The organism is Ensifer sp. CCNWLY38 (assembly GCF_037120565.1).
GTDB classification, from domain to species: Bacteria; Pseudomonadota; Alphaproteobacteria; order Rhizobiales; family Rhizobiaceae; genus Ensifer; species Ensifer adhaerens_H.
This window is the reverse complement of record NZ_JBBBBO010000010.1, coordinates 1-23,014: the sequence shown is the minus strand read 5'-3', so window position 1 is coordinate 23,014 and position 23,014 is coordinate 1. Positions and strand designations below refer to the sequence as shown.

General features: G+C 58.0%; 24 protein-coding genes and 1 pseudogene. 12 read left to right on the top strand and 13 right to left on the bottom strand.

Going from position 1 to position 23,014, the window contains the following annotated elements:
• Positions 1-35: 35 nt before the first annotated feature.
• Complete coding sequence (locus V7S54_RS21230; protein WP_336408701.1) at positions 36-1,067, top strand: IS110 family transposase; 1,032 nt, start codon at positions 36-38, stop codon at positions 1,065-1,067.
• A 302-nt stretch (positions 1,068-1,369) separates the two neighbouring features.
• On the opposite strand, the gene V7S54_RS21225 is transcribed toward V7S54_RS21230, so the two are convergent.
• The 7 genes from V7S54_RS21225 to V7S54_RS21195 form a co-directional block, all read right to left on the bottom strand.
• Entirely contained in the window at positions 1,370-1,660 is a 291-nt protein-coding gene (locus V7S54_RS21225; RefSeq protein ID WP_336408700.1) for a hypothetical protein, read from the bottom strand.
• A gap of 18 nt (positions 1,661-1,678) precedes the next feature.
• The gene (locus V7S54_RS21220; protein WP_336408699.1) at positions 1,679-2,107 is read right to left on the bottom strand and encodes a hypothetical protein; all 429 of its coding nucleotides are present in this window, start codon (positions 2,105-2,107) and stop codon (positions 1,679-1,681) included.
• Positions 2,108-2,191: 84 nt separating this feature from the next.
• Complete coding sequence (locus tag V7S54_RS21215) at positions 2,192-2,368, bottom strand: hypothetical protein (RefSeq protein WP_336408698.1); 177 nt, start codon at positions 2,366-2,368, stop codon at positions 2,192-2,194.
• Positions 2,365-2,595: a hypothetical protein gene (locus tag V7S54_RS21210; RefSeq protein WP_336408697.1), complete on the bottom strand. Its 231-nt coding sequence runs from the start codon at positions 2,593-2,595 to the stop codon at positions 2,365-2,367. The genes V7S54_RS21215 and V7S54_RS21210 overlap by 4 nt, the downstream gene beginning before the upstream one ends.
• Positions 2,596-2,728: 133 nt before the next feature.
• The gene (locus tag V7S54_RS21205; RefSeq protein WP_336408696.1) at positions 2,729-2,992 is read right to left on the bottom strand and encodes a hypothetical protein; all 264 of its coding nucleotides are present in this window, start codon (positions 2,990-2,992) and stop codon (positions 2,729-2,731) included.
• A gap of 12 nt (positions 2,993-3,004) precedes the next feature.
• Positions 3,005-3,403, bottom strand: coding sequence for a hypothetical protein (locus tag V7S54_RS21200; protein ID WP_336408695.1), 399 nt, complete (start codon positions 3,401-3,403; stop codon positions 3,005-3,007).
• Entirely contained in the window at positions 3,400-3,690 is a 291-nt protein-coding gene (locus tag V7S54_RS21195; protein ID WP_336408694.1) for a hypothetical protein, read from the bottom strand. The genes V7S54_RS21200 and V7S54_RS21195 overlap by 4 nt, the downstream gene beginning before the upstream one ends.
• A gap of 183 nt (positions 3,691-3,873) precedes the next feature.
• Here V7S54_RS21195 and ligD point away from each other — a divergent pair, with 183 nt between their 5' ends.
• From ligD to V7S54_RS21180, 3 genes and pseudogenes are all read left to right on the top strand, one after another.
• Positions 3,874-4,875, top strand: coding sequence for a non-homologous end-joining DNA ligase (gene ligD, locus V7S54_RS21190; RefSeq protein WP_442892585.1), 1,002 nt, complete (start codon positions 3,874-3,876; stop codon positions 4,873-4,875).
• A 633-nt stretch (positions 4,876-5,508) separates the two neighbouring features.
• On the top strand, positions 5,509-5,808 hold the full coding sequence (locus V7S54_RS21185; protein ID WP_442892584.1) for a thermonuclease family protein: 300 nt from the start codon (positions 5,509-5,511) through the stop codon (positions 5,806-5,808).
• 2 nt (positions 5,809-5,810) lie between these two features.
• Positions 5,811-5,942: pseudogene (locus V7S54_RS21180) on the top strand (ATP dependent DNA ligase); the annotation flags it as partial.
• Positions 5,943-5,977: 35 nt separating this feature from the next.
• On the opposite strand, the gene V7S54_RS21175 reads toward V7S54_RS21180, so the two are convergent.
• The 5 genes from V7S54_RS21175 to V7S54_RS21155 all read right to left on the bottom strand — a co-directional run bounded on the left by V7S54_RS21175 (position 5,978) and on the right by V7S54_RS21155 (position 9,856).
• Positions 5,978-6,535 carry a hypothetical protein gene (locus V7S54_RS21175; protein WP_336408692.1) on the bottom strand — a complete coding sequence of 186 codons (558 nt, stop codon included), beginning with the start codon at positions 6,533-6,535 and terminating at the stop codon, positions 5,978-5,980.
• Between the two features lie 19 nt (positions 6,536-6,554).
• Positions 6,555-6,893 carry an STAS-like domain-containing protein gene (locus V7S54_RS21170; RefSeq protein ID WP_336408691.1) on the bottom strand — a complete coding sequence of 113 codons (339 nt, stop codon included), beginning with the start codon at positions 6,891-6,893 and terminating at the stop codon, positions 6,555-6,557.
• Positions 6,871-8,055 carry a hypothetical protein gene (locus V7S54_RS21165; protein WP_336408690.1) on the bottom strand — a complete coding sequence of 395 codons (1,185 nt, stop codon included), beginning with the start codon at positions 8,053-8,055 and terminating at the stop codon, positions 6,871-6,873. Before V7S54_RS21165 ends, V7S54_RS21170 begins: the two co-directional genes overlap by 23 nt.
• A gap of 263 nt (positions 8,056-8,318) precedes the next feature.
• On the bottom strand, positions 8,319-8,570 hold the full coding sequence (locus tag V7S54_RS21160; protein ID WP_336408689.1) for a hypothetical protein: 252 nt from the start codon (positions 8,568-8,570) through the stop codon (positions 8,319-8,321).
• Between the two features lie 359 nt (positions 8,571-8,929).
• Positions 8,930-9,856, bottom strand: a complete 927-nt coding sequence (locus V7S54_RS21155) for an ArdC family protein (protein ID WP_336408688.1) — start codon at positions 9,854-9,856, stop codon at positions 8,930-8,932.
• A gap of 699 nt (positions 9,857-10,555) precedes the next feature.
• Between V7S54_RS21155 and V7S54_RS21150 the strand changes: the two genes are divergently transcribed.
• The 6 genes from V7S54_RS21150 (at position 10,556) to V7S54_RS21125 (ending at position 17,040) form a co-directional block, all read left to right on the top strand.
• On the top strand, positions 10,556-11,266 hold the full coding sequence (locus V7S54_RS21150) for a helix-turn-helix transcriptional regulator (protein WP_336408687.1): 711 nt from the start codon (positions 10,556-10,558) through the stop codon (positions 11,264-11,266).
• 23 nt (positions 11,267-11,289) lie between these two features.
• Complete coding sequence (locus tag V7S54_RS21145) at positions 11,290-12,333, top strand: hypothetical protein (RefSeq protein WP_336408686.1); 1,044 nt, start codon at positions 11,290-11,292, stop codon at positions 12,331-12,333.
• A 262-nt stretch (positions 12,334-12,595) separates the two neighbouring features.
• Positions 12,596-13,558, top strand: coding sequence for an AraC family transcriptional regulator (locus tag V7S54_RS21140; protein WP_336408685.1), 963 nt, complete (start codon positions 12,596-12,598; stop codon positions 13,556-13,558).
• A 323-nt stretch (positions 13,559-13,881) separates the two neighbouring features.
• A complete protein-coding gene (locus V7S54_RS21135; RefSeq protein WP_336408684.1) occupies positions 13,882-14,772 on the top strand; it encodes an AraC family transcriptional regulator in 891 nt (296 codons plus the stop codon).
• 361 nt (positions 14,773-15,133) lie between these two features.
• The gene (locus tag V7S54_RS21130) at positions 15,134-15,931 is read left to right on the top strand and encodes an FRG domain-containing protein (protein ID WP_336408683.1); all 798 of its coding nucleotides are present in this window, start codon (positions 15,134-15,136) and stop codon (positions 15,929-15,931) included.
• Positions 15,931-17,040, top strand: a complete 1,110-nt coding sequence (locus V7S54_RS21125) for a DUF262 domain-containing protein (protein ID WP_336408682.1) — start codon at positions 15,931-15,933, stop codon at positions 17,038-17,040. Before V7S54_RS21130 ends, V7S54_RS21125 begins: the two co-directional genes overlap by 1 nt.
• A gap of 387 nt (positions 17,041-17,427) precedes the next feature.
• Here the strand turns inward: V7S54_RS21125 and V7S54_RS21120 are convergent, their stop codons facing one another.
• Complete coding sequence (locus tag V7S54_RS21120) at positions 17,428-18,531, bottom strand: DUF4365 domain-containing protein (RefSeq protein ID WP_336408681.1); 1,104 nt, start codon at positions 18,529-18,531, stop codon at positions 17,428-17,430.
• Between the two features lie 497 nt (positions 18,532-19,028).
• Between V7S54_RS21120 and V7S54_RS21115 the strand changes: the two genes are divergently transcribed.
• Both V7S54_RS21115 and V7S54_RS21110 read left to right on the top strand, forming a co-directional pair.
• Positions 19,029-20,435 (top strand): EAL domain-containing protein, encoded by a 1,407-nt coding sequence (locus V7S54_RS21115; RefSeq protein WP_336408680.1) that lies wholly within the window; start codon positions 19,029-19,031, stop codon positions 20,433-20,435.
• 129 nt (positions 20,436-20,564) lie between these two features.
• The coding region (locus tag V7S54_RS21110; RefSeq protein ID WP_336408679.1) for an Ig-like domain-containing protein at positions 20,565-23,014 on the top strand (2,450 nt) is incomplete at its 3' end.

Below are 23,014 nucleotides of genomic sequence, written 5' to 3'. Positions count from 1 at the left end.
GACACGCCCTGACGACCATTGAGGAGGATTGGTAAATGCACAAAGTAACGACCATTGGATTAGACCTCGCCAAGAACGTTTTCCAGGTTCACGGCGCCGATGCAGACGGAGCAACGGTGTTCAATCGCAAGCTCAGACGCTCCGAAGTATTGGATTTCTTTGAGCGTCAGCCGCCCTGTGTGGTCGGCATCGAGGCTTGTGGCACCTCTCATTATTGGGCGCGTTGCATCGCAGCATTTGGGCATGATGTTCGCTTGATCCACGCCCCCTACGTAAAAGCATTCGTAAAACGCGGAAAGACAGACGCAAACGACGCGGAGGCCATTTCAGAGGCTGCTGCGCGAAAGACCATGCGTTTCGTGCCGGTCAAATCGGCTGACCAACAGGCCACAATCATGACCTTTAACACACGCACGCTCTTCGTCCGTCAAAGAGCGCAAGCCACGAATGCCCTTCGCGCGCATTTGGCGGAACTCGGAATCATAGCGGAAACCGGACACGCGAGTTTCAAAATACTCGCGGCAACTGTCCGCAACTTGAATGACACACACCTTCCGGATGCTGCTCGGGCTGCACTTGAGGAAATCGTACAGCAAATCGAAGGTCTGTCGGAGCGTATCGAAAGGCTTGATCTGGCCGTCGTCGCTCGCACGAAAGAGGACGAGGATGCGCGACGACTGATGACGGTTCCCGGCGTTGGTCCCATCGTCGCTGCGGCCGTTAAGTCGATTGCTCCGAACCCGTCCGAGTTTAAGTCCTCCCGTCATTTCGCGGCGTGGATCGGCTTGACGCCAAAACCGCATTCGAGCGGAGGCAGAAGACTTCTCGGAAGCATCTCGAAGGCCGGAAACAGGCAGCTTCGATCGCTGCTCTATATGGCGGCTGTGGCTGTGCTTGGTACCGTCAAAGACGACGGTCCGGCTGTGCGTTGGTCAAAAAGGCTGAGAGAGCGGCGCCCCTTCAAGGTCGCGGCTGTCGCCGTGGCGAACAAATTGGCCAGAATAATATGGGCATTGTTGGTCAAAGGCGGAGTGTACACGCGGGCGCCTCAGCCTCGGGAGGCGTAGTGCGCAGGACCTCGCCATTCGTATCGACCTGAACTGTTCGTCGCGCATCGGTTGGCTGGTCGCAATCGCTGGAGATGCCTTAACGAACGCCAAAGGTGAGCAAGGAAGACCGGCAATGCGTCCGTGTTTTAACACGTGAAAGAAAGTGGTCCTTGCTCCGCGAGAGGATGATTGGCCGTCACGCCGTGCCTCAAACCGCAACGTTCCGCTAAAGCATGTCTTCACGCAGCGCCTTGCCTGGCGGGCCGCTCCACAACGCGGAGCGGCCCGTTCATGTTCGCCTTCGGTTGTTCACGAAACGCTCACTCCTTCCCATCAAGAATAATCCGCAAAACCCGGATCATATCGGCCGCGTCGAGAAGCGCGGCTTTTAACTGGTCGGCAGTCCGCCGTTCGATGCCCGCCGCGGTGGACTGAAGATCGATGACAGGGTCTGCTTCAGTCTTGCTCTCGGGAATGCCAACCTGGTCGCGCATCTCGCGGATTGTGACGACTGCGCGCTCGAGAAGCCGGCGCTTTTCGAAGTTAGTAAGGTGTTCGACCTGGTTGGCCGCCCATACGAGCTCGGAGATGAAAGCGGTGGTCACAGACATGTTGAGCACGGTATCGCGTCACCGTTCAGCGTCAATGTTTCTGCCCGGCGAATGAGATGATGGACCCATCCCGCGATATTCAGGCATGAAAAAGGTGCATTCATACCGGCGGGTGAGGGCGGCCAGCAGAACGTTCGTGATCGCTCGCTTGGCGCCATCGCGCTTATTGGCATCGATGCCCACCAGATCCTTGGCCGTCGTCTCGGGCACGTTCCAAATTTCTTCCGCCAGCAGGTCAATGACCTCGGCATCTGGCACAGCTGTCCCGTACTTTTCGATCCGATGATTGATGCGGATTCCTTTGAGGATGGCTGTTGCGATCGAGTGAGCGCTCGGTCGCTCGCGTCTCCGCGATTGTCCCGTACCTGCGAGCGCACGCTTTGATGGCCCGCGCGCTATGGTGAGGTGGATGTAAATGGCTTGATCGAGCCTCTCGTGATCGGGCACAGGTTTTCTCCCTGGCAGCAGGGCTGCCGGTTGGTGTTGTGCCGCACTATTGGATGAAAGCGTCCCCGCCTGACGCCCGGATTGTTATGCCTGCTTCGATGGCGGCCAGGTCGCTGGCCGGTGCTCAAAGCAAAACCAGTTCGGCGCGGCCTTGCCGTTGGCAAAGCCGAAACCTCCCCACTTCTTGCAGCCGGGGTGCTCGCAAAGGTGCGTGACCGGCCCGCTGTCAGTCTTTTTCGCTGCGCTGCCTTCGTCGCTCATGCCTCGTGCTCCGTCGACCGATCAAGGGAGGGGCGCCAGCCGCGGGCGAAGCCGACGCTCATCGTTGCGCCCGCCAGCGTGAGCTGTTTGCGCAGGTGCTCGCAATCATCAAGGAGTGTCCGGATGGTGGCTTCCTTATCGCCATCGTGCCATGCGACGGCCGCGGCGACCTCGTCGGCCACCTCGTTGTTCTCTTCGCTTTCGATCTGCCGATGAGGCGCGGGCATGGCTTCTCCTTCCCCGGTTGGCACCGGAGTTGTTCAGTCTTCAGTTTTCAGGTTGGCGGCCGCATCGCCGTGGATGTTCTTACAATGTTCTCGTCGGTCGGGAGAGTCAACGCCCCAGAAATAGGGAGTGTGATCAGTGGATCGCTGAGGGGTTCGCTTTGCGGATGATCGCGCCGGCTGCCTCTTCGAACATGCGGTCCTTCGCATCGAGCGCGAACCAGTGGTTATGCGCAAGCTCGATCAGCGCGTTGGCGACCTCGCGATCGGTCCAGCCGGCCGCCTCAGCGCGCTCCGCTAATGTCTGGAAGACGTCTTCGATCGCCAACTGGCAGTCGAGATCTCGATGCGGATACAAGCCGGTTCGCTTCGGGGTAGAGAGGATCGACCGTTTCGGCATCGTCGTTTCTCGTCATCGGGGCAGAGCGTCAACGTCAAAGTAGGAAGGAATTGGAGCTGTTCGTTTCAGGTTGGCGATGCTGCCGGCGCAAATCATTGCGAAGAAGACGGAGAGCGAAATGATGACAATCAATCGCTCTATTTTGAACTCTTCTCCCCGGTGGAAAAGCCGAGTCTGTTGGCGATACCTTTGCTGCCATCCTTCGTCATCCCCGACGCCGGCGTCTATCCGCAAGATCCACCAGAGACCCATGATCCAAGCGGTCCCGATACTCGTAAAGAGAACGACCCAACAGAACACCGCGAACCATTCGTACACTGTCGAAGGTGTGCCCAGCTCGTGTAACGCATAGGTGGCGGCTGCCGACCCAACCGCAAGAACAACCGCGCAAGCCAAGAGAAGCGAAGTCATGGTTGTTTGCCTTCGGTTCCCACCAGAGGCGCCGAATGCGGAACATCGGGCCGTGGATCCGTTAGCATCAGGCCAACGAGCGCAGCGATGCATAGCCAGGCGCAAAATCTTATAATCTTGCGCTGGGTTCTGAACTTCTGGCCATGCCAAAGCTGCTCCATGGCCCGTTGCGCCTTTGTCATTTGCACCGGGTGCGGTTGGTTGGAAGCACTCCATACGTCGAAATGGATCTGTGCACGTAGACTAATCGCGAAGCCGGTTAAAACACCGGCGACGAAGACGATCATGCAGAGTAGCCGAAACCATTCCCACGATGAAAGCGAGGCATCCATATCAAGGCCTCTGAAAGCAGCGTTCGGAAGCGTCCCGCTGAGTATTGTTGTGACCGCAAGTGTAGAGCCAATCTGTGATTGCGCAAGATAATGCTAAATTTCTATGGGACACTTCTGACCGTCGTGCGTTAATGCGGAATGGCTAAAACACCGAGGAAGAAACTGCCTCCCGCGCCGTCGGCCGATTCAATGCCGCGCCGCGTAGAGCCATGCGTCGCAACCCTCGTCGACACGCCGCCGAAGGGTCCGGAGTGGGCCTATGAAGTGAAGTGGGACGGATATCGCTTGGCCGTCCACGTCGAGCCGGGCGAGGTGAGGGCGATCACGCGCGGCGGCTACGACTGGACCAATAAGTTCGGGGGAATCGTCGGCGAGGCGCGCGAACTCGGCCATGCCTCCATGATCATCGATGGGGAGGCGGTCGTTCTCGACGACCAAGGGCGTTCAGATTTCGGCCTGCTACAGCGCGCGGTCGGCAAGAAGCCGAGCCTGCACGAGCCGAGCGAGATCATCTTCTATGCCTTCGACCTTCTCTATCTCGACGGTCGCGACCTTCGCGGGTTGCCGCTGGCGGAGCGTCGGCGTCTGCTCGAGCCGATTGTCGCCGGTCGCACTGGCGCTATCCGCTTCTCGGAGGCGGTGGACGCCGACGGCGCCGAATTCTTCCGTGCCGCGTGCGAGCTAGGCCTCGAGGGAATTATCGCGAAGCGTCGAGACAAGCCTTATCACTCAGGCCGCCGGCCGGAATGGCTCAAGATCAAATGCGCTCGGCGCGATACCTTTGTGATCGTCGGCTATGAGCCTTCGACCATGCCAGGCGCAATTGGCCGGCTGCTCCTGGCCGCGAGGAAGGGTGATGATCTCGTCTACGTCGGGGGGTGCGGCACTGGGTGGAGCAATCAGGAATCCATCGCGCTGCGCGAATTGCTCAACGCAATCCCGGCTGAGAAGCCGCCGGTAGGATTGAAGCGCAAGGGGGCGGTTTTCGCCCGTCCGCTCTTGGTAGCCGAAGTCGAGTATCGCGCGTGGACGCAAGATGGAAAGCTTCGGCATCCTTCCTTCAAAGGCGTGCGAGAGATGGAAGGACCATCCGATGTCTACGAACTCAATGCGCAGCCAAGGCGAACTGCAGTGCAGTGAGTCTACCTCGTTGCAGGCTTTCCAAACCAATTGCCGATCACTCGTGCGGCGAAAGAGAGGGGATGCTCTCACAGCGCAGGTTGCAGTCTAGGCTTATTTAGTCTTTTCTAAATTTTAACGTGTGCTATCGTCCGGCGCAGGGGTATACAAAAAGCGGGGATCTGCAGTTTTGGTTTGAGGGGACCAGATGTGCGCGAGCCATACCAGTTAAGTCGCCGAGCTTTGGTGCTCGGCCCACTTCTGCTTCTACTTCCAAATGACGCCGAGGCGCGCCGTCGTGGCGGCCTATGGGGAGGTGGAGGCGGTGGCAGAAGTCGCTCGCCTTTCGCGCTGCTGATAGGTGGCGTGCTAGTTTGCGCGATACTTGTCGCCAATTCCGTGTTTGGTAAAAGCCTGCCTGCAAAAGGGACAGGCAAGCTGCGAGCGTCGCGTGAGGCCGTGGGGAGGTCCGCCAAATTCAATGCGACCAAACGCACGGCGGCGCCGAGAAGGGGTTTATCGCCCTGGGTGGTTGTGTTGCCTCTCGCTGGCGTCGTGATAGGTGGAGCCTACGGCTGGGCAACCGTGCCGCCGGAAGATACCATTTCCGCATCCTTCCCCATATGCGCATCGGGCGCGCGGACAACGTGCGTCGTGGATGGTGATACGTTCTGGCTCGACGGCATCAAGTACCGCATCGCGGACATAGACACGCCTGAGATCAGTGAGCCGCGTTGCGCCGAAGAGAAGACGCTGGGTGAGCAAGCCACGGTCCGTCTGCAATCGCTTCTCAATGCCGGCCCATTCGGTCTCAAGGCGGGGATGCGTGACGAAGATAAATACGGGCGCAAGCTACGGGACGTTTACCGCAACGGGCAATCGCTCGGCTCCCAGCTTGTTGACGAAGGATTGGCGCATCGATGGGTTGGCTTCAAGCAGTCGTGGTGCGGCTAGAGGTCTTCGCCGAACCGCTCCTCGTCGCTGAGGTCGAGTATCGAGCCTGGACACAGAATGAGAGGCTGCGGCATCCGTCATTCAAGGGGATCAGGGAACGTATGAATGATGCGGAAGTGTTCCGACTTTCCTAAACAAAGGGAAGACCGACTAAATCTCAAGTGAAGCGTCAAAATAAGGGAAGGGTGATCTTACGGATCCAGTCGACCGGCCAGAGAAGTCCATCAACAATCACATTGAGAAGCCCTCTTGTAGTCTTCAAACACGACTTACCCCACCGGTAGACGGTCCATACTATGGCACTCATTCCCGCGCTATCTTGTCTGGCCTTCCTTGCAAGAGCCGCGACCGCGGCGGCGCATTCGCGCACTTCCACAGCCCTTGCAAAGTCGGCTTTTCTGTCGGACGTCTCGAATGTGCCGCCTGTGCACGCGATCAACAGAGTATCTACTCTGTGGTTGTAGGCGTCGAGGTCACGGCGGAAGAGCAGATGGCCGAGGGTCTCATAACCAGCAATTGCAAATGTGAGACCTCGCATCTTGACTTCGAGAATTTTGGTCTCGTCACAGGCATCTTGGGTCCAGTAATCGGTTGCGAGATCCTCGAGCTGTTTTAGATCCTTCAAAAGGTCATTGATTTGCGCCGCCACTTCAGAAGAAGAAGCGCGCCACGATTGCCATGCCGCCCCCAACGCGAAAGAAAGAAGGGCCGGGACCAGTGCAATCAAGGTTTTGGCGATGGGATCGTCAGCGGTCAGATGTCGGCGCCTTTTTTATGTGGTTCTCTATCTGACGTTTGTACGTGTTATAGACCGGCCGTTCAGCTCTAATTTCAAGAACGCTTTCTAGTTCAGAGCGTTTGAAATGCGATACGCGAACAAGCCCACCAAAGGCTTCCTCCAGAAAAGAAGAGCCATAGCTTTTTACGTCGTCCAGGATCACCAGTACCTTGTCGCGTGTTTCAATAGCCTTTCTGATCGCTGGAACGAGAATTTCGTCGCGAAATTTCTTTCCGTTGAACGGACCATCTTTTTCGTCTCTGCCCGCCGGATAGGCGGAAAAATCAACGATTCTCACTGGTATCATGTTGCACCTTCGGTCCATTGCCAGGGGGAAGGTAAAGGGTCCATTCAATGAGCGTGCCTCCAATGGAGCTCGGAAAAGAAGTAGCCTCGATTTTATTTGGCCCTTCATAAACATACCTTCCGCCACGGCTCAATATCATGAGCCGACCATTTTCGCATAGATCGATGGCGTTTTGCATGTCTGGCAGACCCTTTCCTCGATAGGACTTCTCCGTTTGGCTGTTGCCAAACTTCGCCGCGGCGGCAATGTGAAGGCCATCCATTGCGAAGGGGCTTGGCTGTTGCCTACTAACTTGCTTCGAGATCCACTCTCTAATGTGTGTTGCCGAAGAAAGCTTCGAGTAGGTAATCGGAATTGTGGCTCCCTGATCGTATATCACGACCGTCAATTTACGTCTCTTTCGATCTGCAGATCCTGTGAGCCACCACCTATTAATGTGCTTGTGGGTAAATCGATGATTGGATGGGTACGCGTGGCGTCGAACGTTGATCATCGCCTCAGACAGCGCCGAGGTCAGCGGCACGGTGATTTCTTCTGGAAGCTCATGGTCGGGATCCATAAAGTTGCCGAGCTCCATTAGCATTTTGTTGGCTGCTTCAGTCTCTTCCGCATTGGACCCGCTTAGAAAATTCAGCGTCATGACATCTTGGTTTGATGTCATGACCTGTTCGGGGATCTTGGGGGTAATCCCTACTGACGTGAAAAACCCAAGCTGAAGCAGTCGGCTGAAAACATCGAAGTTCCACTCATCTAAGTTGATGAGCGGGGGAGGGCTGCCGATCAGGCTAACCACCCTTTCATATTCGGCCGCCAAAACCAGTGCCGCAGACGTGGAGATCTCCTCAATCGTGGAAAAATCGAGATAGCCTTTTATCCGGAGCTTCTTGCCCCTCCCACGCTTCATTGTCCAAACTGGATTTACTGTGTTCCTAAGAAGTCTTCGTCGCAGCCGTTCAAGAAAACCTGTTACTTCAACGGTGTTTCGATCCAGACACATAATCGTAGGTGGATATGTCGGTGCTCTCTCAGAGATTGCAAACTCGACGTCTTCTCCCTGCCAAACGCGGATCGCTATCTCATATTTTTTTCGGTGCTTGCGGCGAAACTCATTCTTCGCACGGAGCAAAAACCATCGAAGGCGCTGTAGGGATGTTTTCTTCATGAGGCCCGGGGAGAATAGACTGAGATGTCTTTGATTCAGGCATTAACTGTTGGCCACCGAAAAGCAATCCCTTCTCGGAGTTCCCGCCGCCGCTGCATCTCGCCGTGATCACCGTAGGAGGCCGGTCGAGACCCATAAGGCCGGCTCGTCTGCCTTCTGACAGCCTGAGTTCTTGATGCGGTTTCTGCCGCAATAAATTGCGCTCTCCGCCAACATCAGTGAGGGGAAAGTCTAAAATTCTGTAACGGAATCAAAGAGGACAGCTAGCCCCTCACTTTTCCTATTGAATGTTGATTTCGTTGGGGAAATTGACATTTCTGATAGTCCTGCGATGGTTTCCATCCACGGGTAAATCCGAGGCTCATTGAGATTTCGGCAAGGGCAAGCTGCTCGCGCAGGTGTTTGCAATCGGCAAGCAGCGTTCGGATAGTGGCTTCGGCATCGCCGTTGTGCCAAGCCAGCGCCGCCGCGACTTCGACTGGTTCGATTTCGAATTCCGGCTCGGCCGCAGGCATGACTCCTCCTCCAGAACCGTCCAGACGGTTATCCGGTCCTCTTCAGTTCGTTTGATTGGCGCACACATCGCCGTCGAATGTTCTTATTATGTTCTCGTGGTGGCGGGAGTCAATGGTGCTTGCCGCCAGGCTTGCTATGGGCCCTGATTCAACGCCGGTCCTGCTCGGAGGAGGTGAGGCCTTGTGGCGAGGTACGCGACGTCTTTGTCGCCCACATTGCCGACGTCCGGGCGAAGATCGTCGACCTCAGGCGCATCGAGCGAGTTCTCAATGAGGTCGTTGCGCAGTGCGGAGACGGCCGCTCCTGGTCGAAACTCTGTTTCAGGAGCGAACGGCCAACTGATCGAGTTGAGGGGCGCCTATGCGGCGCCCCGGACCTCGCTTCTATGAGCGTCGCTTTGCTGCGCGTTCATCCAGTCGGCGATCTCCTGTGCCTTGCTCGCGGCGGTGAAGATGGCGCGCTTGTCGGAACGTAGCACCTCAAGCCAGGAGGCGATGTAGCGGGCATGGTCTGGGCGCGGCTCTGCGCTGAGGCCCAAGTCGGCGCAGATCATCGCGCTCAAGAGCTCGACTGTGCATTCCTCCATGGCGTAAGCGGCCGAACCGAATCGTCCGGAAAGGTCGCGGTCGAGGCGATGCTTTGCTCCGGAAGCGTGGCCGCATTCATGGAGCAACACGGCGTAGTAGGCGACTGCGTCACGGAAGCAAGCGAATTCCGGCATCTGCACTTGGTCGGTAGATGGCCGATAGTAGGCCTGTGATCCCCCGTGGCGGATGTCGATGCCGAGGGCGGCGCAGAAGCATTCGGCCCGCTCGATCCGCTCGGCCTCGGGCAGCTCCGGCATCGATGGCGGCGTGTAGCCGTCGACCTGGGCGCAATTGAAGACGGTATAGCCGCGGGCGAGCAGGCGCCGGGCGGGCTCGTCTCGATCCTCGTCGCCGGGTTGAGCGTCCGCCTCGCCGTGGCGGTCGATGGTCTTCCAGAACACCACGAGGTGGCCGTGTTCGCCCTTGCGAACCTGTGCGCCGAGCGCCTGCCATTGGCGGTAGGTGCCCCAAATGCCGGCGGGATAGCCTGCCGCGTGAGCTGCGGCCCAGAGCGAGAGGATGTTGACGCCGCGATAAGCCTTGTTCGAGGCGACGTTGACGGGCGTGGTAATGGCCGATCCGTCGTGATGCCAGGGCATGCGGTAGTCGCCGGCGCCGGCTTCGATGGCGGCGATGATCTGGCTGGTGACGCGCTCGTAGATATCGGTCGGTGTCTGGCGGTTGCGATCTGTGGTCATGGGTGCCTCCTTCAGCTCGCCCTCTCCGTCGAGGGCGAGACGGCAGGGGCAGGCGCGGGAGGCCGGCCCGTCACACCCTGTTCTCGGTGCTGGTGCGGAACGGGGTTGATGGGCGGGCAGCGTCTGCCACACCCGAGCCCTGCCTCGACGGGCGAGCTGAAGGAGGCGGCGACCACGATCGCGCGCCTGGAACGGTCGGGATGATGCGTGGCACTCAGCCGGCGTTGTCTCGCGGCGCGCGCTTCAGGGGGCAACCCTGGCGTCAACAGATCGGGCCAACTCCTGCCGCAGACCTTCGATGACGGCATCCCGCTCGGCGAACTGCAACGTCAACACCCGGATGTGCTGGGCGGGCGTGCGGGCGATCTCGGCACCGAGCACGGACCTGGGCCAGGCTTCGAGCGCGCGGACGCATTCATTGAGGACTCCCGGAGAGGATGGCCAGTGACGCGCACTCGCAGGGCCGAACATGCGGTGCGACGAGAACTGCATCGACGTCGCAGTTCGGCGAGCGTGTATGTGCGGCGGTTCAGCCAAGTGGCATCTGAGAGATGAAACACTCAAGCGATGGTGCAGGGGCATAAGGGCGGGTGCTGTTTGAGCCGCTTCATTAAATCGTCACAAAAATGGGGGTTCCGATATCCCAAAAATGGGATAAGTGAGATCTAAGTGGCAATACAACCATAAAGATTCGTTTCAATGAGTTTGACGCATCAGCCCTATTGGTTTCGGAGTGTAAATCTGGCGACGCTCTCCAAGTGCCAGCGCCTGATAGAGAGGACGGCAGCAACCGTTCCGTTCGAGCACATCCTCATCACTGGACTTGATGTCGAGGGAATGGAACTCGGCACTGGAACATTACTGGCGAGCAGCTTTCCCGCGGAATATCTTCACACGTACTTCTCGGAAGGGCACCTGAGTGCCGATCCGCTCGTGGCTCTGACGCTTTCGGCAAAACGAATCGTGACCGACGAGGAAGCCTGGCGCGAACAGAAGTTCGATGAGAAATCGAGACGGCTTCACGAATTGATGCTGCGCTACGACATCGGTCATCGCACCGTTGTTCCGGTCGCGCGCTCAGAACGAGCTTATGGCTCGATCATCGTAACCTCCCGCCGTCCGTTGACGGATGGGGAGCAGGAATATCTGCAATTTCTAGCCGAACCCCTGCACAACGCTACGGCGGAGCCATTTGCCGATGAAGTGAGGACGCGGTTGCGCCTCACCGTTGGAGAGATGCGCTGCATCGCTTTGGCCTCGCAAGGGCTCACGAGTGACGAGATAGCTGAGCGAAGCGCGTATTCCACCGAAACGGTGAACACCTACCTGAAGTCCGCCACCAGAAAGCTGGGAGCCTCGAACAGAACTCAGGCGGTCGCGGAAGCCTTGAGGCGCAGGCTGATTTCGTAGGGCAATCGAATTCAAGAGGCATGATGACCGTCTCGGGCAAGCTGAAACCGAGCGGCGACAGGCTTGGAGATCGAATGATAATTCCGAGAATTCTGGGGCGAGAAGAGCGCACCCGTTCGATGAATGTTCAGAGGATCAACGGTGTGTTACCGGCAGGCCGTAGAATCGAGGATCTCGATTTACCGTGCTGGTTGATCGATGATGCAAAGGCTTTGCAGGGCCATCCATCGTTTCATGCGGCGCTTCGCCTATATGCTGAGCTGGTCACCGATAACTTCGAGAAAACCTACGCGCTGACGAGGATCATCAGCGAGGAGGCCCGTTATATGGTCAGCATCGCATTGCTTGCGATGCATTGTTCCAGAGATCCACACGACCCGAGTTCAGGCGCCACCACGACGCGCTTGCAGGCGTTTGCCGAACGATTTGATTTGGCGGGGCCCAACCGCGTTGCTGCGCTTGTCGCTATCATGAAGCATGCAAACTACCTCCATCAGACTCGTGTGGCCTGTGATCGACGCATAAAGCGCATCGAGCCAACGGTACGCGGGCTTGCCGTTACTGAGGCAATGACGATCGCAACGCTGCGGCCGATGCAATTGCTCTCAAACACGCACGACTATCTTCAGATCATGCGTGCGGATCCGGAATTTGCCGGTCGATATTATTCGGAATCCATTCGCCTTTATGCGAACGGTTGCCGGATCCTCTTGGCTCTCCCCGAGTTCGATCTTTTCGGCAAGCAGAACGCGGGCCGGGAAGTGATGTTCAAGCTGTGGATTGCGCTCACAAACAAGGGTCCGGTGGAGCCGGCGGTTGTTTCTTGCGCTTACAACCAGATGGCAAACAGCTTCGGGGTGTCGCGGGGGCATATCCGGCGCATGATCGAGAAAGGACAAGAGCAAGGGCTCTTTGTCGTGCGCGCGCCCGGTGGGCAGGCGATCGAGATTCTGCCGGCGTTCATTCATTTGCACCACACGGTGACTTCGCTCGAATTCGCGATGATGCTGCGGGCAGCCGATGTCGCCGCATCAAAATCGGGTCGTGCCGAACCATTGTGTTGGTAGGGCGCGCTGGAGAAAGCCTGCGCGCAGATGGGCTTGAAGACGAAATACCCACCAAAATGACCAGATACCTGTCGAAATGACCGTTTGCCGAATGGGCGGGCCAGCGTAGGAAGTAAAGGTATGTTCCGCAGCGACCCTGTACGATAGGAAACAACGGCAGAACAATCTGTTGTTGTCGTTTCTTAAAGTAAAAAACTATGAGGGTTGGATCGGGACCAGGAACAACTCAGGCGCCGCGCAAGGGCGCGCCAGGGGAGGTCTGATGGACCTAGTATTCGCATCAACCCAACGCCTGGAGGCTGATCAATCGTCCGCGCCCAGGGAACGCCAAAATCCTCGCGCGATAGTTGATCGCAGTTTTTTCGACGATACCGGCGCCGTCACCTTTCTCAAGGACAGCCTCCTATCGGGCTGGGAGGGGGCGTATGCAGCGATCACTTACGAGCGTGCACATGAGGCGGCGCGCCGTCCCGTAGCCGCTGTCTGGTTCGCCGTGAGTTTGGGCAAGACCAGTCTGCGTCGTATCATCCGCGGTCGCGAGGACTATGATCCCGCAATCCCAATCAGTGCAATTACGATCACGCCTCCGGGCGAAGAGGCGCGAGACGTCGTTGGAGTCGCGGCCAAGGCCCTGCACGTCTTCCTGTCCTCCGACATTGTTGACGAAGTGGCGCAGGAGCTTATTGGCGAGCATGTCGAGGGCATCGGGGTCGCGCCCGCCTTTTGCATGGATGACCCCGTGATGATGCCGCTTTTATGCACGTTACAGCAGGCATTGTATGATCCGCCGGGTGAAGCTTCGCTCAAGGTCGACTACCTCACCCGCGCACTTGCTGCCCATGTCCTGCGCTCGCAGATCAGAGAGTTACGCATGGAGCGCAGTGTGCGATCTCTGCCTGGGCTTACCGGTCGGCACATGCAACTCCTTCGGGACTATATCGAGAGCAATCTGCCTCGCGAAATCTCGATTGCCGACCTCGCCCACCTGCTCGGTCTAAGCCGGGCACAGTTCTTGCGACGCTACAAGGCATCGACGGGAACGACGCCGCATCAACGCGTGATGGCAGCGCGTGTCGAGAGGGCCAAGCAGTTGCTTGGCGACCCCCGGCTTACACTGGCGGAAGTCGCCGCTCGTAGTGGATTTGCCAACCCGGCGCACCTCACCACGGTGTTTGTCCGGTTCATGAAGGTCTCTCCGTCGGCGTACCGTCATCAGATTTTGTAGCCAATCCGAAGCACCGCGACAGGGCACTGGTATGGGGCAAACCCGCCGGAATCTGTGTCGTCTTTGGCTCCAGGGCGGCTGCCGGAGAAAGAGGAAAGCTTGAAGACTTTACAGGGATTGCCGTTTGGACGGTGCCGGAAATGAGTTCGTCTGAGTGGGGATCTGGGGGCGACCGTGCGGGCAAGAACGCCCGACATTCGGGGAGGTCAAGCGCAGGAGGGGACACGGCGCCTCCGGATTCACCTTTGAACGCTCCTCCTGCCGCGGCGAATTCGCGTACGACAGGTGCCCGGCCAGGCGTTCCGCTCAAGTGGGTCTCCTCATTGAGTGAGTTCAGGTTGGAGGAAACTTCGCTTCGCATCGACACCAATGTAAAACTGGTGAAGTCGAGTTCCGGATTCGGTTGGACAGGCTTGTTTGCCGCGGTGACCGACGAGCAACCACACGAGGCACTGCATGGCGCGGTGCCGGCGGTTTGGATTGTGACGACTTTCACGCCCATTGATGTTCGTCGTTCGGTACCCGGTCTCGAGCAACATCAGCAGATGCCCCGAGATCTGGTCTCAATCACCGCGTCGGGCGAAGCGGTCCACGACGAGATTGCGACACCACTCGACGCGATGCACGTTTTCCTCAGACAGGAGATCCTCGAGGAAGTTGCTGGCGAACTCTATACCGATCGCGAGTCCAGGCGCCGCATCCTGTCGCTATTCGGTGCGAACGATCCGACTCTGCGGCTTTTCATGTCGGCGATCAGGGCGTCATTGGAAGAGCCACCGCAATCCAACGCGCTCAAGATTGACTATCTGTCACACGCGCTTGCCTCTCACCTTCTTCACGGTCACTCCACGGCTGGACCTGGAACCACGGTGCCCAAGGCCGCGGAATCTCTAAGCTCGAGGCAGCTTGGCGCCGTGGTCGACTATGTTGCGGAAAACCTTGCGTCGAATCTGACTGTCGACGAACTCGCTGCCGTTGTGGGCCTCGGGCGCGCGCAGTTCCTTCGGCGGTTCAAGGCGGCGACGTCGTTGACGCCGTACCAATATGTGATTTCGCGCCGCATCCGCAGGGCAAGACTGCTCCTCGGCGACAAGCGATTCGACTATTCGTCGATAGCGGCAATGTGTGGATTCGCCAGCCAGGCCCATCTCGCATCGATGTTCAAGCGGATTGTTGGCGCAACTCTCGGCGAATACCGGCGTGCGATCGCCTAGCTATCCGCGCCTACGCGACAAAGCACGAAATTTCGCCGAATTATGTAGCAAATGCCACCAATATCCGCTTCGGGGCCGACAGCCGTCAGTCCGCTGCTAGGACTTCCAATACGGGAAGCGGACATCGGAGCCTTTTTGCCGCCAAGGGCTCGCTTTTACCTTGGCTTTGCGCCTCCGATGGGTGGTTATTGGTGGCTGAATGGCGCGAATGGTCTGTTCACCGCAGAGAAGGAAGAGATAACGGTCAGTCCGGCATGCGGCTTGAGAGGATTGCAGGCAGAAACACTTGCGCGAAATCCATTTTCACGGCACGTAGGCACAAGTTCTATTTTAGATTGCTTGGGGAAGCGGGGGCGCGTCATTGCCGGGAATAATTGAGCATACACCGGGATCGTTCGGCGATCTGCTTGATCAAGTTGAAACATTTCAGGAAAGCAGAAATTTTGCGTGGTATCGGGGCTCCGGCAATGTCAGCCACTCTCTGGTCCCGACACTAGCTCGACGAACCCCCAACGTATCGGCCGACGAGTTGAACCGAATTGAAAAGGGTATCGCGAATAGTTTCGCGCAACGATCGCCTCCATTTGTGGACGCGAATTTCACTAATGAGTGGCGGTCGCTTTTTTACATGCAGCACTATGGCATTCCTACTAGGCTGCTCGACTGGAGTGAAAGTCCGTTTGTGGGACTGTATTTTGCCCTCACGTCCGTTCGCCGGGATGCAAAAGGAAAGCCGGCCAGTGACGTTGCTTTGTGGATGTGTGACCCAGTTGCTTGGAATCGAACAGCGCTAAATCACATCTCGTTCGCGGGGGATATTCTGGACGAGTACTGCGAAGAAATAAAAGCCTATAGCCCGAGTTCTGATATCGATCAGCGCGCGACAATACCTATTATGATTTATGGAACGCATAACAGCCCGCGTATCGTTGCTCAACGAGGTGTTTTTTCACTTTTTGGCAAGGGTGTAGAGGGTATGGAAAAAGTGTTTACCAACGGAGCTTTTCCGGACGGTTCACTACAGAAGCTTGTGATACAAAAAACGAATATTGACCCGTTTTTGAAGTCTCTGCACCGTAAGGGATTTGCTGAATCCACGATATATCCTGACCTTTTTGGACTATCACTCGAAATAAAACGAAGCTTCGGATACTATTAATGGGCAAGCTCCGCATTACACCTCACCAAACTCGCACTCTAATTTGGTGGTACGGAAGACGAGAAAGCATTGATTTCTCTCCTCCATATCAACGCAGAGGACGCCTGTGGTCTCCGCAGGACAAAGGCTTTTTAGTCGATTCCATCATAAATGGCTTCGATATCCCTAAACTCTATCTTGCAGATTTTCAGTATGGCAACTCGTCTCTCAATGAGAAGAAATTGCCATATGCAATCATTGACGGGAAGCAAAGACTTGAAACCGTTTTTGAGTTTTTCGACAACAAGTTGGTACTTAATGCTGACTTTGTGCTGCGTGATGATCCAACGCTGAAGCTCGGAGGACTCAGTCTTCGCGATCTCCGAAGAAATTATCGCCAAATCGCGGATGAGTTTGAGAATTTTTCTTTCGACATCATGAGTGTTGTTGCAGATGACGAAAAGGATGTAAACGAACTGTTTGTTCGTTTGAATAGAAGTAAGGCCCTCACCGGGGCCGAAGTTCGAAATGCGATTGCTGGCCCCGTTACTGAGGTTATTCGCCGTTTGACGGAGCACTCGGTATTTCAGGAATCAATTCGGTTTAGCGTTCAACGTGCTGGTGACCAAAACGCCGCTGCAAAGGCGCTTATTTTCGAGTACGAAGAAAAGCCGGTAACGACTAAGAAGACAACATTGGATGATTTTGCGCGCGGCCAACAGGTGGATCGCAAGGCGATAGATAAAAATCGGCTGGAGCTGGCTGCTCGCCGCGCCCTCGATACCTTTGATGCTATGGATGAAGTGTTCCTACCGCACGACCAACTGCTTGCTTCAGCGGGAATTTTCCCTGTTTATTATTGGTTTGTTCGAGCGGTGTTGCCGAACTTCCGTGACGACATTCGGCCGTTTCTCTTATCATTTGAGGATGAACGGCAAAAGCATCGGGACGCGCAGAAAGCAATTGGCCCTGCTGCTGACGTAGACCAACAGTATGCTCGGTATGATACACTAAATAGAAGTACGAATGACGCGGTCAGTCATCGAGGTCGGTTTGAGATATTGAAGAATGCTTTCCTCGAATATCTTGAAGAGTCGTATGAAATGCAAGGCGTGCAAGTGTTTATCTGATCGATAGGACGTTCGCATATCGGCTGCAGTGTCTATGGAAAGTTACGACCCGTGAGCAGTCCGCTTTCATGTAGGCCCTAAATCGGTCATATCGCGCAATGATGTCTACTCTTGGCGCATCTGGGAACCGCGTTGTCACTTCGTTATGTCCGCTTTGTGCGGCGACAGCGATCAGTCGCGCGATGACCATTATGAGGGCGCGTTGCCGTCGCAGCACGGCCGCCACTTGAACGGCGGCTATCTCAGTCCCGCCGCCCATAAGCGAGAGGGCAGGAATCCGCTCCATGATATTCGGAGTCGTAAAGATCATCGCCCGTCAAAGTGGTCATCCTCGGCCGCGTGGCCCGCATAGTGCCCACATGACGCCACGACCATACAGCCGGAACACTACGAGCAAGAGGCTTCCGGCGCCTGGGCTTCCGCCCACATCAGATTGTCGAGAAGAATTGAGCTCCCTCGAGTCGGATATTTTGTGAAAAGTCGGTACGACACGTCATCATCGTCTCGTAGCTGGAGTTTGCCGAAACGAGCTTGTGGTAACTTGCCGTGGCTAAAACGCATGACGAGCTGATAGCCACTAAGGTCGACGTAATGTTCACGCGCAGAGCAATACCATGCGACTTCCTCTACGTCGGCATCCCGAAAAGCGGATGGCAAATCCATTGCCCTCGCTCGCTCTGGCCAGCGATCGTAAAATGTCGCTAAGCCTTCCAGGCCGGCCCGCGAGTAGGAATCGTACCGCAGGACCAGGCGTAGGACCTGGTCCCGACTAAACATGTCACCAAGGCGTTCGACGGTCGCAACGATCTGCGGGATTAGCTGCGACGTTTGCCACAAGCCAGGGTTCGATCCCAGGCCGACCAGAAGCTCTATGATCTTCTCTGCCGTGCGGAGCCGATTCGGAGCTTCGATATCATCCAGCAGTGCAAGCACACCCCTGAATAATTTGATCTGCTGGCCGTCACTAGCGGCAACGTCAGCCAGCTCCCTTAGAGCGAGTACCACGGCCGACGCGTGTTTGCCTGCTACGACATCGATAAGTCCATGGTCAAGGCCAGTTTCGAGCGTTTTATGAAGCGGTATATGGACAGTGATAGTTGCATTGTCGGGCGATGACGCAAGGCGCTCTTCGTGTTCCAGCGCCCAGGCCTGGAGCCAAAGCCACCAAGCCGAACGCGTCGTCACGTCCACATGCACAAGGATCACCGGCAACCGGAACTGCAGCGCGTAACTTAGGAATGATCGTTCAAGTGCGACGTGGACCAACTGTCCGCGCACGTCGGCCGACTCGGTCGCCTTGACCTGTAGTTTTAACAGCTTGCCTGCGGGGCGCTGAACGTCGCCTTCGGCGGGCGCGTATTCCGCTTCAAGGTCGACCCCGTAGTCGAGGTCCTGAAATCTACACATCCAATGGGGATGCGCATCCACCTGTTCACGAACCTGATTCTGGCCTTTGTCGCCTATTTTTTGCGAACGGGTTCGAGCCGGCACGGGAACCTTCCATCACGTTGAGTGTGTCTCATCACTGATAGCGACGAGCATACATGCCGACCAGAACCCTGCTGCTCCAATAGATCGGAAGAATCGTAGCCGCACGAACCGCAGCCCTAGTTCAAACGTCCGTTTTGGGCAAGGTCAAAGTCAGCCGGAACGGCCGGAATGGGGCGCATTGCGGACGACCGCTGGCTGCTCTCGGCCCAAAGCTGCCAGCGCCGCAGCGCTTTCGGTTGGTGGCATTTGCTACATAATTCCGAAATTTCGATCCGAATTTGTAAGCCGCCATACCAATCGAAAATACGCCACAGAATGCCGCGGCTATTTTGGCCCCAGTTTCTCGCAGCACCTCGACAAGCTCTGGTGACCGACGGCGAGAGGCACAAGAGCTCTTTGGGGATGCAAGATTGCTCAGTGGCACGGGAAATACAGGTTTGTTACCGGAAAGTTTCGGAGGCGAACACACGGGGCGTGAGCGGCGCCAGCCGTGCCGGATGGAAGTCCGCATTCTCAATGGAGCGCACGTTGCTGTGGCTTTCGGAGAACCTGTCGCCGCGATGGTCCACCAGGTGGTGGCGAAACGGATCGAGCGGTTCCTGAATGGCAATTCCCGTAGCCCCGCAAGCGGTGGCGAGGGGCGCGATACGGGGGAGAGTGCCGCAGTTGAGATTGCCGATGGCTGGCTGTTGCGGGTCAATACAGCACCGGCTGCATCATCTCCCCAGATGGAGGACTTGCTGCGAGCGCTTGCTCTCGAAGCGATCGTTGTTGGCGAGCAGTGCATTCACATCGCTCCTTCAGTGAGCGTGTGCAACGAACAGGGACTGTCGACGGAGCCGGGCGGCGACCAGGCTTTGAGCGCCATCGCCAGCGACGCGCCATTTGCGGGTGAGCCTGTCACCCATGACACGGGGTGGGCGGAACGGTATCGGAATGACATGCGCGTCGCGGCGCGGCTATTGGCCGATTTGAAGGCCGGTGATCTGTCGCTCGCTTTCCAGCCAATTCGCATGGCTCTTCGGAAAGACAAGCAGCTCTATGAGGAATGCTTGTTGAGGCTCCCCCAAGAGGCGGGACTGCCTCGCGGGCCAGGGCTCGATATCATGGCGCTTGAACGACTTGGGTTAATTCGAGTCCTTGATTGCCATATCATGTGGCTCGCGATCGAGCAGCTCCGCGTCGAGCCGGAGCGACGTCTCGGGGTCAACATTTCCGCGCAGAGTGCCTGCCTCGACGGCTGGTGGGCAGCTCTTAGCGCAGCGCTTGAGGCGGAACATGAGCTTGCCGAGCGTATAACCATTGAAATCACGGAAACCTCGGGTTTCCCGTCGATGTCCGCTGCAATTGCATTCGCGCAGCGGCTGCGACAGCTTGGATGCCGCATCGCATTGGACGATTTTGGTGCAGGACGCGACGCGATCCGGAATCTCTACGCCCTGCAGCCGGATATCGTAAAGATAGACGCCTTCTTCGTCCGTCAGGCGAGACGGTCCTCGCGGGGGCAGGCGGCGCTCAAGGCCCTTGTCGGATTTGCGCGTGCGATTGGCGGGACGGTCGTAGCCGAGGGCGTTGAGACGAAGGCTGATTGCGATGCAGCGGCGCAGGCGGGCGCGGCCTGGCAGCAGGGTTTCTTCATTGACCCACCCCAGCATGCCGGGGTTGAGCCCGGCACTGAAGTGTCCGTTCACGAGACGAGGGGTGCCTTCGGCCGCCGGCCGGTGCCGCCGGCACTCGCATATGTGGTGGAGATGCCGCCTGCAGCATCTGCTGTTGACGCCAGGGTCGTTTCCTTGCCTCCCCGCTTCGAATTGCGCTGGTTGCAGTGGGCCATCTCCCTGGGAGTTTTGTTCTGGGCCCTGATCGCCGGCACGGCCTGGCTCGGGTGGGGCGGGAGTTCATGAACTCCCTCCAAACACCGATTGCAGTCGTGGCCGAAGGTTTCGGCTGACCCGTAGTTCCCCCAGTTCTTCACGATTTCTAATCGCAAATACGCGCTTTGGGCGCATTTGAAGTAATAAGGAAGTTCGCAAATGGTATCTTCTGCCGTCCTGAACAATCACGCCAACGTCGCCATCAATCAGGAATCGGGGACTATTGCGGCCCCGAACGGTCCAGCAAACTTTCTTCTTTCAACTGATCAGAAGAGCGTTTCGAACTACGTGCGCCAAGGCGACGACCTAACCATAGAGTTTGCCGATGGCAGGGTACTTCGCGTCCAGGGTTTCTTTGCCAATGGAGCTGATTTTAACAACCTGGTGTTCGTCCATGACGGCGAGCGATGGCTGACGAATTTCAGTCAGGCCCTGGGTTCGGGTGGTGACGGCCTTATTGATCCACTGGTTGCCTACGAGCGGATCACAGAAGGCAATTCCACTGCGGCCCTGCTCGGTATTCTGGGGGCGGCCGCTGCCGGTGGGGCAATCGCCGCCGTCAGCGGGGGTGACGACGATCCTGAGCCGCGCGATACGACTGCGCCGAATGCGCCGACGCTGGTGGCAATGGACGACAAGGCTCCGGTTGTTGGCCCGATCGCGAACAATTCGAAGACCAACGATTCCACGCCGACGCTGTCGGGCACCGGCGAGGCCGGAAGCACGATCAAGGTCTACGACAATGGCAAACTGATCGGTACGACGATCGTCGGCGCTGACGGCCGATGGACTTTCACGCCGCAAGTGCCGCTTGCCGATGGTGCTCACGAAGTGACCGTGACGGCCACCGACAAGGCGAACAATACAAGCCAGGCATCTCCGAAACTCGTGATCGTCGTCGACACGATCGCCCCGTCGGTGCCTAGCGTGAACGGCACAGACGACAAGGCGCCCATTACCGGCCCTATTTCGAATGGTGGCACGACAAATGACACGACCCCGACCCTCAAGGGGGCCGCGGAGCCGGGCGCGTTGGTCACGATTTTCGACAATGGAGTGGAGATCGGCACGGCTCGGGTGAATTCCGAGGGTTCCTGGCACTTCACGCCGACGACGCCGCTGCGCGAGGGACCACATAGTATCACAGCGACGGTCACCGACGAGGCCGGCAATGTAAGTTCGCCCTCCGCTGTGCTCACCTTCACCGTCGATGCAACCTCCCCATTGACGGCGCCGACCATTGGCGGCCTGAGCGACGACCGAGCCCCGGTCATAGGTCAGGTCGTCAATGGCGGCTTCACCAACGACGAGACGCCAAGGCTGGCGGGTTCGGGAGCCGAGCCGGACAGTACCGTTAACATCTACGACAAGGGCGCCTTGATCGGGTCCGTGAAGGCGGACGGTTCCGGCAACTGGAGCTTCACGCCAGCGACGCCTTTGTCGGAAGGCGCGCATAGCCTCACCACGACCAACGTCGACAAGGCAGGTAACGAGGGTCCAGCGTCGGCACCCTTCGTCTTTACCGTCGACACGACCGCGCCGGCGGTACCCGCCGCACCGGCGAGCTATGCCGACGATGCCGGCGCGATCCAGAATCCGGCGAACACGGCTGCAACGACCGACGACACGACGCCCGGCATCAACATCGGCACGGTTCCAGCCGGCACGACGCCGTCGCTCTATGTCGATGGCGTGAAGGTACCCGCGGCCTATGATGCGGCGACCGGGACGCTGACGCCGGTCAACGTTTTGCCGGAAGGCGCGCACCAGATCAGCTATTCATTGACGGATGCGGCCGGAAACGAGAGCGCGCCGTCGGCGCCGCTTGCGGTGACGGTCGACACGACGGCCCCGGCCACACCTGCTGCGCCGGCGAGCTATGCCGACAATGCCGGCCCGGTTCAGAATCCGGCGAGCACGGCGGCGACCACCGACGACACGACGCCGGGCATCAACATAGGCACGGTTCCGGCCGGCACGACGCCGTCGCTCTATGTCGACGGCACCAAGGTCGATGCCACCTATGATGCAGCGACCGGCACGCTGACCCCGGTCAACGTTTTGCCGGAAGGCGCGCACCAGCTCAGCTACACGCTGACCGATGCGGCCGGCAACGAGAGCGCGCCGTCGGCACCGCTTTCGGTGACCGTCGACACGACGGTGCCGGCGACACCTGCTGCACCGGCGAGCTACGCCGACAATGCCGGCTCGGTCCAGGATCCGGCGAGCACGGCGGCGACCACCGATGACCCGACGCCGGGCATCAACATCGGCACGGTTCCAGCCGGCACGACACCGTCGCTCTATGTCGATGGCGTGAAGGTTCCCGCGACCTATGACGCGGCGACCGGGACGCTGACGCCGGTCAACGTTTTGCCGGAAGGCGCGCACCAGATCAGCTATTCATTGACGGATACGGCCGGCAACGAGAGCGCGCCTTCGGTGGCGCTTTCGGTGACGGTCGACACGACGGCGCCGACGGCACCTGCTGCACCGGCGAGCTACGCCGACAATGCCGGCTCGGTCCAGGATCCGGCGAGCACGGCGGCGACGACCGACGACACGACGCCGGGCATCAACATCGGCACGGTTCCGGCCGGGACGACGCC

Bases quoted from the DNA above. Each gene is read 5' to 3' on its own strand.
- V7S54_RS21155 (WP_336408688.1), bottom strand. From the start codon at position 9,856: ATGACCACAGATCGCAACCGCCAGACACCGACCGATATCTACGAGCGC.
- V7S54_RS21125 (WP_336408682.1), top strand. From the start codon at position 15,931: ATGGGCAAGCTCCGCATTACACCTCACCAAACTCGCACTCTAATTTGG.
- V7S54_RS21170 (WP_336408691.1), bottom strand. From the start codon at position 6,893: ATGATACCAGTGAGAATCGTTGATTTTTCCGCCTATCCGGCGGGCAGA.
- V7S54_RS21195 (WP_336408694.1), bottom strand. From the start codon at position 3,690: ATGATCGTCTTCGTCGCCGGTGTTTTAACCGGCTTCGCGATTAGTCTA.
- V7S54_RS21230 (WP_336408701.1), top strand. From the start codon at position 36: ATGCACAAAGTAACGACCATTGGATTAGACCTCGCCAAGAACGTTTTC.
- V7S54_RS21150 (WP_336408687.1), top strand. From the start codon at position 10,556: ATGAGTTTGACGCATCAGCCCTATTGGTTTCGGAGTGTAAATCTGGCG.
- V7S54_RS21200 (WP_336408695.1), bottom strand. From the start codon at position 3,403: ATGACTTCGCTTCTCTTGGCTTGCGCGGTTGTTCTTGCGGTTGGGTCG.
- V7S54_RS21205 (WP_336408696.1), bottom strand. From the start codon at position 2,992: ATGCCGAAACGGTCGATCCTCTCTACCCCGAAGCGAACCGGCTTGTAT.
- ligD (WP_442892585.1), top strand. From the start codon at position 3,874: ATGGCTAAAACACCGAGGAAGAAACTGCCTCCCGCGCCGTCGGCCGAT.
- V7S54_RS21165 (WP_336408690.1), bottom strand. From the start codon at position 8,055: ATGAAGAAAACATCCCTACAGCGCCTTCGATGGTTTTTGCTCCGTGCG.
- V7S54_RS21215 (WP_336408698.1), bottom strand. From the start codon at position 2,368: ATGAGCGACGAAGGCAGCGCAGCGAAAAAGACTGACAGCGGGCCGGTC.
- V7S54_RS21115 (WP_336408680.1), top strand. From the start codon at position 19,029: ATGGAAGTCCGCATTCTCAATGGAGCGCACGTTGCTGTGGCTTTCGGA.
- V7S54_RS21225 (WP_336408700.1), bottom strand. From the start codon at position 1,660: ATGTCTGTGACCACCGCTTTCATCTCCGAGCTCGTATGGGCGGCCAAC.
- V7S54_RS21160 (WP_336408689.1), bottom strand. From the start codon at position 8,570: ATGCCTGCGGCCGAGCCGGAATTCGAAATCGAACCAGTCGAAGTCGCG.
- V7S54_RS21145 (WP_336408686.1), top strand. From the start codon at position 11,290: ATGACCGTCTCGGGCAAGCTGAAACCGAGCGGCGACAGGCTTGGAGAT.
- V7S54_RS21140 (WP_336408685.1), top strand. From the start codon at position 12,596: ATGGACCTAGTATTCGCATCAACCCAACGCCTGGAGGCTGATCAATCG.
- V7S54_RS21210 (WP_336408697.1), bottom strand. From the start codon at position 2,595: ATGCCCGCGCCTCATCGGCAGATCGAAAGCGAAGAGAACAACGAGGTG.